Below are 14598 nucleotides of genomic sequence, written 5' to 3' on the forward strand. Positions count from 1 at the left end.
GAAACATCCACAGCATTGCGGTACGCCTTTGAAATCCAGATTGCCCTGCGCCCCCCGACACTTCACTCAATATCCCCGCGTACAAAGTAAAAACCCCCGTCAGGGGGTTTTTACTTTGCGCCTTGGCTGAAGCCACGCACGTTGCGGCATTTTCGTTTACATGATGGCTGTTTCGCGCAGCCCTAACATACTAGACCCACAATAAGAGTTTTGGGGGGAGGGGGCGTGGGGGAGGAGACCCTTTTGCAAAAGGGTCCCTCCCCCACAAGACATTTCAAAGGAAACGCTGATTTATACCGTTTGGCGGCGTTGCTTCATTCTCTGCGTCCTGCCTGGGCCTACGCCTTCTTGCTCAAAACCTGTAATCTGCCCGCCACGGCCCCGCCGTAGCGTACGCGCCACCACCAGCGGCGCGTGCGCAAGCGGGCGCGGTCAAGGCACAGGTACACCACGGGCGTGGTGTAGAGCGTCAGAATCTGGCTCACCAGAAGGCCGCCCACGATGGTCACGCCGAGGGGCTGGCGGATCTCGGCCCCGTCGCCCTGGCCCAATACCAAAGGCACCGCGCCAAGGATGGCGGCTGCGGTGGTCATCATGATGGGCCGAAAGCGCAGCAGACATGCCTCATAGATGGCTTTATCCGGGGGCAGATGACGGCTGCGCGAAGCCTCAAGGGCAAAGTCGATCATCATGATGGCGTTCTTTTTGACGATGCCGCACAGCAGCAGCACGCCGATAAGGGCAATGACGCTGAACTCCATCTTGAAGAGCATGAGTGCCAGCAAGGCTCCGCCCCCGGCTGAAGGCAGCGTGGACAGAATGGTCAAGGGATGGATGAGGCTTTCGTACAGCATGCCCAGAACAATATACAGCGCGGCCAGGGCCGCCAGGATAAGGATGACCTGATTGCCCGCCGTGTCGCTGAACATCTTGGCGGTACCCTGAAAGCTGCCCACAATGGTGGAGGGCATGCCGATCTTGACCCGCGCCTCATCGATGGCTGTCTGCGCCTGCGAAAGCGCCGAGCCCGGCGCAAGGTTGAAGGAAAGGGTCACGGCGGCGAACTGCCCCTGATGCGAGACGGAGAGCGGCGCAAAGGACGGAACCACATGGGCGACGCTCAGCAGGGGAACCAGCCCCTCTTTGCCCGGCAGGTAGACCTTTTCAAGGGCGTCTTCGCTTTGCAGCCAGTCCGGCCCGTATTCCAGCACCACGCGGTACTGGTTCTTGTCGCGATAAATGGTGGAAACCTGGCTCTGCCCAAAGGCAGTACCCAGGGCCGAGTCCACGTCCTTCATGGTCAGCCCGTGCCGCGCCAGGACGTCGCGGTTGACCGTGACCGTCGTTTGCAGGCCGCGCTCTTCAATATCGCTGTCCACATCCTTGAATATCGGCAATGACGCAAGCTCCCGCTGCATGCGTCGGCCCCAGGTGCGCAGATCGTCCAGATTGTCAGCCTGAAGGGTGTACTGGTACTGCGAACGCGAGCCGCGCCCGCCCATCATGATATCCTGCGACGGCTGCAAAAAAATCTGCAAGCCGGGTTCGCCGGAAAGCTTGCCGCGCAGCCTGCCTATGACGGCCTGCGCGTTCACCTTGCGTACAGCCAGAGGCTTGAGGGCGATAAAGACGCCCCCCCCACGCCCACCGGAAATATGGGCAGAAACCTGCTGCACCGCAGGGTCAGCACGTATGACTTCCACAAGTTTGGCCAGCTTGACCTGCATGGCCTGAAAGGACGCGCTCTGGTCAGCGCGGATGCCGCCCATGATGACGCCCGTGTCCTGCTCGGGAAAAAAGCCCTTGGGCACGGTGATATACATCCATACATTGGCCGCCACCACGAGCAGCAGCACAAACATGGTCAGGCGCGGATGCCGCAGCACCACTGGCAGGCTTTTGGCGTAGCCCGCCTGCATGCCCGAAAGCACCCGGCCCCACGCGTCGCCCAGCCTGGCGAAGAATCTGCGCACAAGGCCGCAGAGGCCGCCAGCGCACAAGCGCTGCGCCTGTGCGGCGGCCCTGGCGTCGTGCGCGCTCTGGTTCATGGGCCGCAAAAGCATGGCGCACATCATGGGCGTGGTGGTGAGTGAAACCACCATTGAAACGAGCACCGCCGTGGTCAGCACCACGGAAAATTCGCGGAACAGCCGCCCCACCACGCCGCCCATAAACAGAATGGGCGCGAACACAGCCACCAGGGAAAGTGAAATGGACACAACGGTAAAGCCCACTTCGCGTGCGCCGCGCAGGGCGGCCCGCAGGGGACTTTCGCCCAGTTCCAGACGGCGGACGATGTTTTCAAGCACCACAATGGCGTCGTCCACCACAAAACCCGTGGAGACGGTGAGCGCCATGAGCGAGAGGTTGTCCAGGCTGTAGCCGCAGAGGTACATGACCCCAAAGGTGGCAATGAGCGACACTGGCGCGGCCACAGCCGGAATGCTTGTAGCGCGCCCGTTGCGCAGAAAAAGAAAGGTCACCAGCACCACAAGGGCCATGGCCAGCACCAGGCTTTTTTCCACCTCATGCAGTGATGCGCGGATAGTCAGCGAGCGATCCATGCGCAGATCAAGATCAGCGCTTTCCGGCAGCCAGGAGCGCAACTGGGGCAGCATTTCTTTCACTCTGTCCACAGTCTCGATGATATTGGCTCCGGGTGAGCGAAACACAATGAGCAGCACGGCGGGCTTGCCGTTGGAAACAGCCATGGCGCGCACGTCCTGCGCGCTGTCCACCACCTCGGCCACGTCGGCGAGGCGTATGACCTTGCCGTTGCTGCGGCCCACGATGAGGGGCTTGTAGTCTTCCGCCTTGTGCAACTGGTCGTTGGCGCCCACCAGCCAGTAGTTGGTGTCGCTTTCAATCTGCCCCTTGGGCAGATAGGCATTGGCTGCGGCAAGGGCCTTGCGCACGTCCGCCATGCTCAGGCCCAGCCTGTTGAGGGCGTCGGGTATGACCTCCACGCGCACTGCGGGCAGTGCGCCGCCGCCCACAATGACCTCACCCACGCCAGCAAGCTGGGATATTTTTTGCGCCAGCACCGTGGAGGCCGCATCGTACAGTTGCGAGCGGGTCAGCACGTCAGAGGTGATGGACAGGATCATGATGGGCGCGCCAGCCGGGTTCACCTTGCGATAGGCGGGGTTGGACGGCATGGTCGGCAGGGTGGAACGCGCAGCATTGATGGCCGACTGCACGTCGCGGGCCGCGCCGTCGATATTGCGGTTGAGGTCAAACTGCAAGATGACCTGGGTGGCTCCAAGGCTGCTGCTTGAGGTCATTTCCGTCACGCCGGCTATACGCCCCAAGGCCCGTTCCAGCGGCGTGGCCACCGTGGCGGCCATGGTTTCCGCCCCTGCGCCGGGCAGGTTCGCCCGCACCATAACCACGGGAAAATCCGTATCCGGCAGCGGGGCCACGGGCAAAAGCCCAAAGGCCACCATACCCGCCAGGGTGATGGCTATGGTCAGAAGGGCTGTTGCCACGGGCCGCCGGATAAAGGGCGCGGAAATATTCAGGGGCAGCACCAGAGGGCCGAGGCGATGGCCGGGCTCCGGTTTTCTGCGCACAGGGGGGGTATCCGGTTTGCCGCCTGTTCCGGCTTCCGGGGGGCGGTTCATGACCTGCCCTCCTGGGGCCGCGCGGGCGCGTTCATGCCGGAAGTTTGGCCTGAGGCCTGGCCTGAGATTTGGCCTGAGGTTTGGCCAGAAGCTGCGGCACCGGCTGCGGCATCGGAAGGCACATCAGGGTCAGTTTCACCCTTGCCGCGCACTCGGCGGCTCAGGCGGTCGAACCACAGATAGATGACCGGCGTGGTAAAGAGCGTCAGCACCTGACTGACAATAAGGCCGCCCACCATGGTCACGCCCAGGGGACGCCGCAGTTCGGCGCCCATGCCCCAGCCTACCATGAGGGGCAGCGCGCCCAGCAGGGCCGCCATGGTCGTCATGAGAATGGGCCGCAGGCGCAGCAGGCAGGCCTGCCGTATGGCGGCCAGCGGCGCTTTGCCCTCATTGCGTTCGGCGTCGAGGGCGAAGTCTATCATCATGATGGCGTTCTTTTTGACAATGCCGATGAGCAGAATGATGCCTATAATGCCCACCACGCCAAGCTCCATGCCCCCAAGCATGATAGCCAGCAAAGCCCCCACTCCGGCGGAAGGCAGGGTGGAAAGAATGGTCACGGGGTGGATATAGCTTTCGTACAGTACGCCCAGCACAATATACATGGTCACGATGGCCGCCAGAATGAGCCACACCTGATTGTTGGTGGACGACACAAAAGCCTGGGTGGCCCCCTGAAACTGGATGCGCAGTGAACTCGGCACCTGCAGGCTTTCAAAGGTGGTGGTGACCGCCTTTACAGCCGCGCCCAGTGAAGAGCTCTGGGCCACGTTGAAGGATATGGTCGCCACGGGAAACTGCCCCTGACGCGCTATGGAAAGCTGGGTGGGGCGTTCCTCCACCGTGGCTATGCTGGTGAGGGGCACGGGCTTGCCGTCGCCGCCCTTGACGTAGATATTTTCAATGTCCTGCGGCCCCTGACGGAAGCGCGGGGCCACCTCAAGCACGACCTTGTACTGATTGGTCTGGGTAAAGATGGTGGAAATAAGGCGCTGCCCGAGGGCGTCGTACAGGGCGTTGTCGATATCAGACATGCTGATGCCGAGCCTTCCGGCCGCGTCACGGTTGACATTGAGCCAGGCCATGCGGCCGGGGCTCTGATAGTCGCTGGTCACAAGCTCAAGCTGGGGCTGCTGGCGCAGGGCGTCCACCATGCGCCGCACCCATGAGTCAAGCTGCTCCTTGTCCAGAGCTTCCACCGTAAGCTGGTACTGGCTGCGGGACACGCGGTCCTCAATGGTCAAATCCTGCACGGGTTGCAGATACAGCGTCATGCCGGGCAACGTGGCGGCCTTTTGCATGATGCGCCGGGCTATGACGGGCGCGCGGGCGTCACGGTCGTCCAGTGGGCGCAGTTCTATGCTCAGGCGCGACGTGGCCATGGTCTGGTTGATGCCGTCCACCCCCACAAAAAACACCACGCTTTCCACTGCCGGGTCTTCAAGAATGACCTGGGCAAGCTCGCGCTGCCGTGTGGCCATGGCCGTGAAGGACGTGTCCTGCGGGGCCTCGGCCACGCCCTGTATGACGCCCGTGTCCTGCACGGGAAAAAATCCCTTGGGCACCAGAATGTACAGCAGTACGGTCAGCACCAGGGTGCCCACGGCCACGGCCAGGGTGAACTTTTGATGGGCCAGCACCCAGTCCAGCCTGCCCTCGTACCACTGGAGCAGACGCGTAAAAAAACGGCCTTCGCTTTTCTGGCTTGCGTGGCGTTCGGGCCGCAGCATGACGGCGCAGAGCATGGGCGTCAGCGTCAGTGATATGGCCGCTGAAATAAGAATGGTCACGGCCAGGGTAACGGCGAACTCCCTGAACAGCCTGCCCACCACGTCGCCCATGAAGAGCAGGGGAATAAGCACGGCCACCAGCGAAATGGTCAGGGATATGATGGTAAAGCCTATCTGCCCCGCGCCCGTAAGCGCGGCCTCACGCGGGCGCATGCCCTGCTCCAGATAGCGGGAAATGTTTTCAATGACCACAATGGCATCGTCCACCACAAAGCCTGTGGCGATGACAAGGGCCATGAGCGTGAGGTTGTTGAGCGAATAGCCCGCAAGGTGCATGACGCCCAGCGACCCCACCAGTGAGAGGGGCACGGCCAGCGCGGGAATGATGGTGGCCTGCGCGTTGCGCAAAAAAATCCAGATGACCCAGATAACCAGGGCCACGGCCAGCAGCAGTTCAAGCTGCACGTCGTGCACCGTGGCGCGGATGGTGGTGGTGCGGTCCGTAACCACGCGCACTTCCACATTGCCCGGCAGGGTCTGCTGCAATACGGGCAAAAGCTGCGTCACGCTGTTGGCCACGCCGATGACGTTGGCCCCCGGCTGCCGCTGCACCGAAAGCACGATGGCCGGACGAAAGCTCATGGCGTCACCGGCCACGTAGGCCGCCAGACGGGCGTTTTCGGCCCCTTCCACCACATCGGCCACATCCTGGAGGCGCAGGGGCGCGCCGTCCCTGTAACCTATGATGGCATTGGCGTATTCCTCCGCCGAGGAGAGCTGGTCGTTGGCGTCAATGGTGCTGGCGCGCTCCTGCCCGTCAAAGCTGCCCTTGGCGTCATTGACGTTGGTTTTGGCTATGGCCGTGCGCACGTCAGCCAGGGTAAGGCCAGCATTGGCCAGCGCCCTGGGATTCATCTGCACGCGCACGGCGGGGCGCTGCCCGCCCGAAAGCGTTACCAGCCCCACGCCCGGCAACTGCGAAATCTTCTGGGCCATGCGCGTATCCACCAGGTCTTCCAGCCGGGTCAGGGGCATGGCGTCGCTGGTGACGGCGAGGGTGATGACGGGCGGATCCGCCGGGTTGACCTTGTTGTATATGGGGGGCGTGGGCAGGTCGGAAGGCAGCAGGTTGCTCGCCGCGTTGATGGCGGCCTGCACCTCCTGCTCCGCCACGTCCAGAGCCATTGAAAGGTCGAATTGCAGGGTCACGACCGAAGCCCCGGCGGACGAGAGCGAACTCATCTGCACAAGGCCCGGCATGGTGCCGAACTGGCGCTCCAGCGGGGCCGTCACCACGGAGGCGATGACGTCGGGCGAAGCGCCGGGGTACAGCGTCTGCACCTGGATGGTGGGGTAGTCTATCTGCGGCAGCGCCGCCACCGGCAGATAGCGGTAGCCCAGAAGACCAGACAGCAGCAGGGCCACCATGAGCAGGGACGTGGCTATGGGCCGGAGAATGAAGATGCGCGAAAGATTCATGGCGGCATTGTCCTGTACGGCAAAAGCGGCACTGCGTTTCTACGGGGCCTGCCCGGATTCGGGCGACGGCATGCTCACCTGCCCCTGCGGAGCATTTTGGGCTGCACCGGGGTCTGCGGCGGCGGTTCCGTCCACGGACTCTGCCCTGGGCGTTTCCACTGTGGCCGCCACGCGCACGGCAATGCCGTCCCGCAGGCGGTCAAGACCGTCCACCACCACCCTTTCGCCAGGTTCCAGCCCCTTTTCGATGACCGTCAGGCCGCCGGAACTGACGCCGGGCGTCACCAGTTGCAGTTGGGCAGTATCCTGTCCACTTTCACCTGGTCCCTTTTCACCCTGCCCTTTTTCACCCTGCCCTTTTTCGCCCGGCCCCTTTGCGCCCGGCCCCTTTGCGCCTGGCCCCTTTGCGCCTGGCCCTTTTTCACCTTGGCGAACCACGTACACGTAGGCCCCGCGCGTGCCCAACTGCACGGCGGAGGCAGGCACGGTGACGGCTCCCGGCAGAATGCGCACAAGCAGGCGCGCGTTGACGAACTGGTTGGGGTAGAGAGCGCCGTCCTTGTTGGCAAAGCTGGCCTTGAGGCGCACCGTGCCGGTGGCGCTGTCTATCTGGTTGTCCAGCGAAAGAAGCTGCCCCACGGCCAGAAGTCGCTTCTGTTCCCTGTCCCAGGCCTGAACGAGCAGAGGCGGGGAACCAGGCAGGCTCTCGCTGTGGCGCAAGGCCTGCACCACCAGCGGCACCTGACTTTCCGGCAGGGTGAAAATGACGTCACAGGGACTGATTTCAGTAATGCGCACAAGACCGTTGGCGTCCGAAGCCTTGATCATGTTGCCTTCGTCCACATTGCGCAGGCCGAGCCGCCCGCTGATGGGGGCGGTAACGCGGCTATATTCCAGTTGCAGCCGGGCCGAATCCACGGCGGCCTGATCGGCCCGCACAACGCCCTCAAACTGCCGCACCAGGGCGCGCTGCGTTTCATACTGCTGCGCCGCTATGTAGTTGCCCTGGGCAAGCTTGGCGTAGCGGCCAAGGTCGTTGCGGGCGTTTTCAAGCTGGGCCCTGTCTTTGGAAAGATTGCCCAGGGCCTGATCCAGGCTGGCCTGAAAGGGACGCGGGTCTATCTCCGCCAGCAGGTCACCGGCTTTCACGCGCTGGCCCTCGGTAAAGTGCAGACGCTGCAGCTGACCGTCAACCCGGCTGGTCACAAGCACGTCGCCAGACGGCAACACCGTGCCAAGACCGTTAAGAAAATGCGGCACATTCTGGGCCAGGGACGTGGCCACGCGCACTGGCGGAGCGTCCATGTTCATGCCGGGGCGGCCGCCCCCCTTGCCCAGCAGCTTCCAGCCCGCCGCCACGGCCAGCAGAACCAGAACCACCGCCACCAGCTTGCGTCGGCCCGAAAATATACCGCCAACAGGACTGATCTGAGAACCTGACATTACACGTCTTCTCCTTGGGCTGCCGGAGGAAAAATAAGGCGAAACACCGTTATCTCTTCCGCTCCGACATAGGCGGAGGGCAGCAGTTCAAGCAACCAGCCGAGGCGTTCACAGGCGCGCTGGGCCAAAGAAAGCCCCAGCCCGTACCCTGCGCCGTCCCCGTAGCCGTTGTGGTCAGTGGATTTGCGCCGACGCACGCCGCGCGCAAAAATATCGACATCACTTGGTGTCCGGCCTTTGTTGCCCACCAGCATCCTGCCGGATTCAAGGAGCACGAAGGCGCGGTCATTTTCGGTGTACTTGCAGGCATTGTCCAGCAAATTTTTGAAAATGATTATCGCAAGTTCCCTTTGGGCACGGGCTGGCGCGTGCGCGGGTATGGACGTGGCCAGGGCGACCGTTGGGGGCGCGAAGGAACGCGGTCGGGCCGACGGGTCTGCGGACGTCTCGCGGGACGGCCATGCAGACGCCTCGCGGGACGGGTCAGGCTCGGAAAAATCGCCGTCTTGTGGCCCCGGCGCGAAAAAATCGCCGCCTCGCGGCTCAATATCTGACGAATGGCCGCCGTGCGACGCAGGCGAAGCTTCGCTGCGCAGCATCAGCTCCACCATGTGGGGCAAACAGCCTGGTGCAGAGGCATTGTCGGATACGTCAGCCACTTTTTTCGCGCGCGCCAGCCCCTCCCGCTCCATCTCGCCTATGACTTCCCGCAGCAAGGCGGCGCAGTCCAGCACCTGAAACTGTATTTCTTCAGGGCGGCGGGCCAGCAGCAGAAGCGTGCGCACCGTATCGCTCATGCGGCCTGTGGTGCGCAAAAGCCTGCTGACCACAGGGGCCAGATCTTCGCCCTGCTGCAGGCGTTCCAGGCGCAGTTCCAGCACCTCAAGCCCGCCCTGCATAACCGTGAGCGGCGTGCGCAGCTCGTGACTCACATCGCCCGTAAAATGGCTTTCACGCTGCACAAAACGCCAAAGCGCCTCCTCGCGGGCGGCAATGGCGCGGGCCAGCACGCCGACCTCGTCATCCATATCTGTCATGGGGATGTCGGCGGGCGTGGCAAGCAGGGTCATGGCCCGGTAGGCAGACAGATCGGCCCGCGTCCCGGAGTCCGGGTCGCGCGCGGCATCAGAGCCTGCGGGCATGCGGTTTGTTCCCGCAGCGGGACGCCCCTCCACCGCCAGGGTGAGCCGCCGCAGCGGATCCGTAAGACGGCGGCTCAAAACCACGGCCAGAAGCACCGCCACGGCCAGCCCCGCCAGCACGCAAAGCAGCAGAATGCCGTTGAGGCGATCCTTCAGCGCCTGAAAGCCGCCAGTGCCGCCCCGGAGCATATATTCCACACCGTCGCGGCGCTCTATGAGAACAAACTCGGCATCGCTTTCAACAAAATGCAGGCCGTCGGGCAGGTCGCGCCACTGCGGCGAGACCTGCTTGCCCACCAGAAACGTCCAGTGCATGGCCGTCGCCAGGTCTTCTCCATAATACAGCTGGTCGCGCCCGCGGTCTTCTGCCTCCCAGGCGCGCTTTTCGGCCTCGATGAGGGTTTCCATCACCGGACGTGCATGCCAGCCCACCAGATAGGTGCCCAGATAATCAAAGGAAAGATGCCCCACAATGCTCAGGGCCGTCCCCATGCCCAGGGCCAGAAAAACAAAAGCCACCAGGATACGGCGCGCAAAAACGGTGCCGCTCCGGGCTGGCGGCCTGACGCGTGAAGAAGTGGGCGGCGTAAAAGCGGGAGACATCAGCCCACATCCTTGTCAGTACAGGCGCTGGCCGGGTTGGCCGGGCCTGACGAAGCCTCACGCACTGTGGCGTTGGCCGCAGCGTCTGCCGCAGCGTTGGCCGCAGCGTTGGCCGCAGTGTCTGCCGCAGCGTCTGCCGCAACATCGGGCGCTACATCAGCCGCAACATCGGGCGCAATATCGGGCGCGCCGCCTTCGGCGGGGTCGGGACTCAGGCGGTAGCCCACGTGCGGCACCGTGTGCAGCAGGGGCAGTCCAAAAGGCTTGTCCAGCTCGCGGCGCAACTCATGAATATGGGTGCGCAGCGCGCTGCCCTCCGGCGGCTCGTCGCCCCACAGCACCTGCTCCAGATGCTGACGGCGCACAAGCCCCGGCGCCACGCGCAGCAGTTCCTTCAAAATACGGAATCCCGTAGGACTCAGACGCAGCCGCCGCCCCTGACGCGCGGCCCAATGTTCCTCTGCGTTCAGCGTGAGATCGGCGCAGGTCCACAGCCCGCCCCTGTCCATTCCCGTGGCGCTCTGCAGGCGGCCCCGCCGCAGCAAGGCCCGGATGCGCGCCTCCAGTTCCCTGAAGGCAAAAGGCTTGACCAGATAGTCGTCAGCCCCGGCCTCAAGCCCCGTCACCCTGTCGGCCACGGCATCCCGCGCCGTGAGCATGATGACGGGCGTGGCGCATTTGTGCTCCTGCCGCAGGCGGCGGCACAGACTCACGCCGTCCAGCCCCGGCAGCATGACATCCAGCACTATGCAGTCAAAATCGTGCTCAAGGGCCATCTGAAGGCCAGCCTTGCCGTTGCGGGCACAGTCCAGAACATAGCCCATGGGCTCAAAAAAAGCGTAAAGATTGGCGAGGATGTCCTCATTATCTTCCACAAGCAAAAGAGCGCACGACATGGGTCACCGCCCCGGCGAGTCGTGCGCGTCCACAGTGCCGGTGATTGCCAGGGCTTCCACCTGAACCTCATTGGTACGCTTGCGGTTCCAGTCAATATGACCGAGCAGGCGCACCTTGTCGCGCGGCGTCACCGTTAGATGCCCGAACACGTCATTCTTGATTTCCACAATGACCTTGCCGCTGTGGTCCTCAAAGAGATAGCGGTTTTTGCGGCGGGGCAGCTTTTCAACAATATGCCCTTCCAGCACGCAGGGCGCATCGTCCTGCGCGCCCAGCACATCCGCGGCGCGGGTAACGGTGGCCGCCACGCCAGGGCCTTCAAAGCCCGCAGCCCACGCGGTTCCGCCAGAAAAAGCCTCCCCGGCGAAACCAATGACCAGGGCCAACAGCACTGCCAACACTCGCATACGCAGTCTCCATACAGCGCGCGGCCAGATGCACACCCGGCCGCGCAGCATAATCAGTTCAGAATCTCCAGAACCTTGACGTCAATCTTGGCGGGTTCAAGCAGGTCCTTGTCCACCTTTCCGGAGAGTTTCACGGTATTTTCAGGGGTAACGGTGCGGCCAGCAAAGACCTCTTTGTCAATATCCACGGTCAGTTCACCCGTGGCGTCCCTGAAGATATATTTGTCATCACTGCCTGCCTTGCGGCCCACAATGGTGCCGGTAAGCAGCACCGGGGCATCATCAGTGCCTTCCAGCGCCTGCTTGACTGAGGAGATTTCAACGCCCACCGTGGGGCCCTTGAAGCCGCCAGCGCCGGGGCCTTGAAAAGCCGCGTGGGCCGGTACGGACAAAAGGAGCAATATCAATAACAGTGCTATACGCATGGCATTAATCCTATATGTTGTGCTTACGCTTTTCGGCTTGTGGCTCTGAAGCCTTCTTGCGGTAGCTGTTATCCTTGTTTTTCGAAGCTGTGAAGGAGCGCGACCCGGCGCCCGGCCTGCCTGGGCCTGCCTGGGCCTGCCTGGGCCTGCCTGGCCTGCCTGATTTGTCCTGGCCTGCCCGGTCTGTGCCCACTGAGGTACGGAGCCATTGGCAAACCGTTTGCGAAGCCAGGCCGAGGATCAGCACATGGGGCTTCCGTAGAGGCCAGGGCCTTCGCAGGGGCAGGGTCGGCGCAGAGTTATGGGCCGCCTTGCAGGCGCACCGCTGGCGCTTGCCCAGGGGCCGTATGCCTGACCCTGGCCTGCACCTGCACCTTGGTCTGGGTCTGGGCCTGGGCCTGGGCCATACCGTGCCGTGCCCCCTGTAACCTGATCGTGGCCGTATGCCTGCTTGCGGCATATGGCCACATGATTTTCAGCGTGGATTTTTTTGCGGTTTAGCGCAAGACAATTGCGCGGCTTTTCATGTGGGACAGCTCAAAAGCCATCAAAAACAGACCACGCGATGCCAAGCCGGAATTTGCAGGCCCTGCGGCATAAAGCGGACCGCAGGGCATGAGGCTTCCCGTCCGCCACGGGACAGAAAAAAATTTACTTGATAATGTGCACGGCCCTGACGCCCATGACAGGAGCCTTGTCGGCGGCAACCTTGATTCTGCCCTTGAGGCGAACCTTCGTGCCGGGGGCCAGATTCTTACCCATGAGAACCTTGGGGCCGATGGCAGCCGTCATGCGTCCGGTGCCGTCCTCAACAATATAGTGGTTCTTTTGACCGTCGACCTTTTCCACAATGGTGCCCACGATCAAGGCCGGGCTCTTGTTGGGAGCCGTCAGGGCCTTGGAAACGGAATCCACTTCCTGCAGCTTTGCCACGGCCTGCTTTTTATCGTGCGAGGCCTTGGCCTTGCGGGGCGCCGGGGCCGCAACGTCCTGGGAATCGCCCACGGAGGCGGTGTTTCCAGCGGCATTGGCCGCCTGAACAGGCAGAGCAATGGCGGCAGCCATAATCAGAACGAGAAGATAACGCATAAATCCTCCAGAAATTTTGTTTATCATGTTGCTGGGGCGCATGACGCGCCACGCGGATACAACCTGCGCCACGGGGCGTCAGCAAAGCGTTAGGGGAACGCTGATTTATTCCGTTTGGCGGCGCTGCTTCACTTTTTTTTGAAACAGTCGGGGACACAAGAGTCCACTCCTGCTTGAAAAAAGATCGCGCCTTGCCAAAGGAAATACCAGCGCGTTTCCAGGAGGCTCTGTAATCAGTGCTTCCCTGGGAAGACATGCGCCCGTCAAGGGCTTTTGGCGAACTGCCGTCACGTACTTCTTGTGGGCACGTTCCAAAGCTGCTATGCTGCCGGGCATGAAAGAGCTTGACCCACACACGATTCGCCCTTGCTTGGTTTGCGGCGGCACTAATGTTTTTCTGGAATCCATGTTGCCGCCAGGACGGCGGCAGGAAGTCTGGCGAGTGGTTTGCTCATGTGGACAGACCTCCCAGCAATGGTCCGTCTCGCAGGGGGCAGCCATCCGGGCGTGGAACCGCAACCTGGCCAGCGCCAATGACGTGGACGCTACCCCCGCGCCAGTGGCGAACCCGCGTCCGCCCCTCAAAAACTAGAGCAGATTACTTTTGTGAATACATATTCTCAAAGTTTACGCCACGCTTGCCCCGGCGCGTAACCGCGCACATAAATAACGGCGCTGTCTTCGCGCAGCTGGTGCCCGAAGCGGCACAGAGGCCTTCACTGCTGACAACTGCCCGCACTGTGGCCAGGGCAATTTTAAAGGAAAAATGCTCTGGCCCAAAGGCCGGGACGGCATCATGCCAGCGCACCACCACTACGCAGCATACTGTACCAAGGCCGCTATGCGGCTTTTTGCGTATGGGCATGCCATAAATGGTCAGAACGCAAAAGACATGGCCGCAAAAGACATGGCCCCAAAAGGCCCGCCGGGCTGTCGCGTCCCCTCCGTCCAGGCCAGTGCCGCTCAGGCCAGTGTCGTTCAGTCCAGTTCCCGCCCCACCCACACGGCGCGCCCTATAACGCGCACAAGATCCGCCAACTGCTCGCCGGTATCCGCCTCAATGGGCGCGTAGTCGGGATTGAAGCTCGTCAGAATGAGCCTGCCCGGCATGGCGTTGACCACCTTGAGGTACACCATGTCTTCCACGCCCACCGCATAGATGCGGCCCGGCACGGGATCACGCTGCCCCTGATCTATGAGCACAACGTCATTATGCATGATCTGCGGCTGCATGCTGTCGCCTGAAACGCGCAAAAGAACCATCTGCGAAGGATTGCCCTTGCGGTGGAGAAAATCCCAGCGAAAGGCATAGTGCCGCAGCACCTCCCCGCCCGTTTCAAAGCTGCCCGTACCAGCGGAAAGCCTGGCCTCCACCATGGGAACCATGACCAGTCTGGCCTCGCCAGTGCCGCCGTCGTCAACGGCCTCCTTGCCAGCCAGCAGCCAGTCAAGGGAACAGTCCAGCGCCTCGGCCAGGCGCACCGCAAACTCGCCCTTGGGCATCTGTCCTTTTTCGTATTGCTGGATGGTGGTCAGGCTTACCCCCACCTTGTTGGCCATATCCTGCTTGTGCAGGCCAAGGGCCTCGCGCCGCTGGCGCAAACGCTGTGCGAACATTCTGGACAAACTCACTCCTGCTGCTGTTTTCATGGCGATTCCATTGGCAAAAGATACCGGTTTAAAACTTTTCTTTAAAAAGTCTTGAAAGGTTTTATTCACCCGCCCCGACCATAGCCACTTTTTCTCACATTTACAAG

General features: G+C 62.2%; 8 protein-coding genes and 1 pseudogene. All 9 read right to left on the bottom strand.

The features are described from left to right. Nucleotides 1–338: 338 nt before the first annotated feature. Nucleotides 339–3623, bottom strand: a complete 3285-nt coding sequence (locus tag RBR41_RS06600; RefSeq protein WP_320351793.1) for an efflux RND transporter permease subunit — start codon at nt 3621–3623, stop codon at nt 339–341. Then, nucleotides 3620–6835, bottom strand: a complete 3216-nt coding sequence (locus RBR41_RS06605; RefSeq protein WP_320351794.1) for an MdtB/MuxB family multidrug efflux RND transporter permease subunit — start codon at nt 6833–6835, stop codon at nt 3620–3622. Before RBR41_RS06605 ends, RBR41_RS06600 begins: the two co-directional genes overlap by 4 nt. A gap of 39 nt (nt 6836–6874) precedes the next feature. Then, nucleotides 6875–8278 (bottom strand): MdtA/MuxA family multidrug efflux RND transporter periplasmic adaptor subunit, encoded by a 1404-nt coding sequence (locus RBR41_RS06610; RefSeq protein WP_320351795.1) that lies wholly within the window; start codon nt 8276–8278, stop codon nt 6875–6877. Further along, on the bottom strand, nt 8278–10023 hold the full coding sequence (locus RBR41_RS06615) for a sensor histidine kinase (protein WP_320351796.1): 1746 nt from the start codon (nt 10021–10023) through the stop codon (nt 8278–8280). The genes RBR41_RS06610 and RBR41_RS06615 overlap by 1 nt, the downstream gene beginning before the upstream one ends. Before the next feature lie 209 nt (nt 10024–10232). Beyond that, nucleotides 10233–10919: pseudogene (locus RBR41_RS06620) on the bottom strand (response regulator transcription factor); the annotation flags it as partial. Between the two features lie 3 nt (nt 10920–10922). Further along, on the bottom strand, nt 10923–11327 hold the full coding sequence (locus RBR41_RS06625; RefSeq protein ID WP_320351798.1) for a NirD/YgiW/YdeI family stress tolerance protein: 405 nt from the start codon (nt 11325–11327) through the stop codon (nt 10923–10925). A 53-nt stretch (nt 11328–11380) separates the two neighbouring features. Next, nucleotides 11381–11752 (bottom strand): NirD/YgiW/YdeI family stress tolerance protein, encoded by a 372-nt coding sequence (locus RBR41_RS06630; RefSeq protein ID WP_320351799.1) that lies wholly within the window; start codon nt 11750–11752, stop codon nt 11381–11383. A gap of 651 nt (nt 11753–12403) precedes the next feature. Beyond that, nucleotides 12404–12841 (bottom strand): NirD/YgiW/YdeI family stress tolerance protein, encoded by a 438-nt coding sequence (locus RBR41_RS06635; RefSeq protein ID WP_320351800.1) that lies wholly within the window; start codon nt 12839–12841, stop codon nt 12404–12406. A gap of 978 nt (nt 12842–13819) precedes the next feature. Beyond that, nucleotides 13820–14458 carry a helix-turn-helix transcriptional regulator gene (locus RBR41_RS06640; protein WP_320351865.1) on the bottom strand — a complete coding sequence of 213 codons (639 nt, stop codon included), beginning with the start codon at nt 14456–14458 and terminating at the stop codon, nt 13820–13822. Nucleotides 14459–14598: the final 140 nt, after the last annotated feature.

The organism is Desulfovibrio sp., assembly GCF_034006445.1.
Lineage (GTDB): Bacteria > Desulfobacterota > Desulfovibrionia > Desulfovibrionales > Desulfovibrionaceae > Desulfovibrio.

What these genes read in the sequence shown, in the direction of transcription:
- RBR41_RS06610 (WP_320351795.1), bottom strand. Translation starts at nt 8,278, where the DNA reads ATGTCAGGTTCTCAGATCAGTCCTGTTGGCGGTATATTTTCGGGCCGA.
- RBR41_RS06630 (WP_320351799.1), bottom strand. Translation starts at nt 11,752, where the DNA reads ATGCGTATAGCACTGTTATTGATATTGCTCCTTTTGTCCGTACCGGCC.
- RBR41_RS06640 (WP_320351865.1), bottom strand. Translation starts at nt 14,458, where the DNA reads ATGTTCGCACAGCGTTTGCGCCAGCGGCGCGAGGCCCTTGGCCTGCAC.
- RBR41_RS06605 (WP_320351794.1), bottom strand. Translation starts at nt 6,835, where the DNA reads ATGAATCTTTCGCGCATCTTCATTCTCCGGCCCATAGCCACGTCCCTG.
- RBR41_RS06615 (WP_320351796.1), bottom strand. Translation starts at nt 10,023, where the DNA reads ATGTCTCCCGCTTTTACGCCGCCCACTTCTTCACGCGTCAGGCCGCCA.
- RBR41_RS06625 (WP_320351798.1), bottom strand. Translation starts at nt 11,327, where the DNA reads ATGCGAGTGTTGGCAGTGCTGTTGGCCCTGGTCATTGGTTTCGCCGGG.
- RBR41_RS06600 (WP_320351793.1), bottom strand. Translation starts at nt 3,623, where the DNA reads ATGAACCGCCCCCCGGAAGCCGGAACAGGCGGCAAACCGGATACCCCC.
- RBR41_RS06635 (WP_320351800.1), bottom strand. Translation starts at nt 12,841, where the DNA reads ATGCGTTATCTTCTCGTTCTGATTATGGCTGCCGCCATTGCTCTGCCT.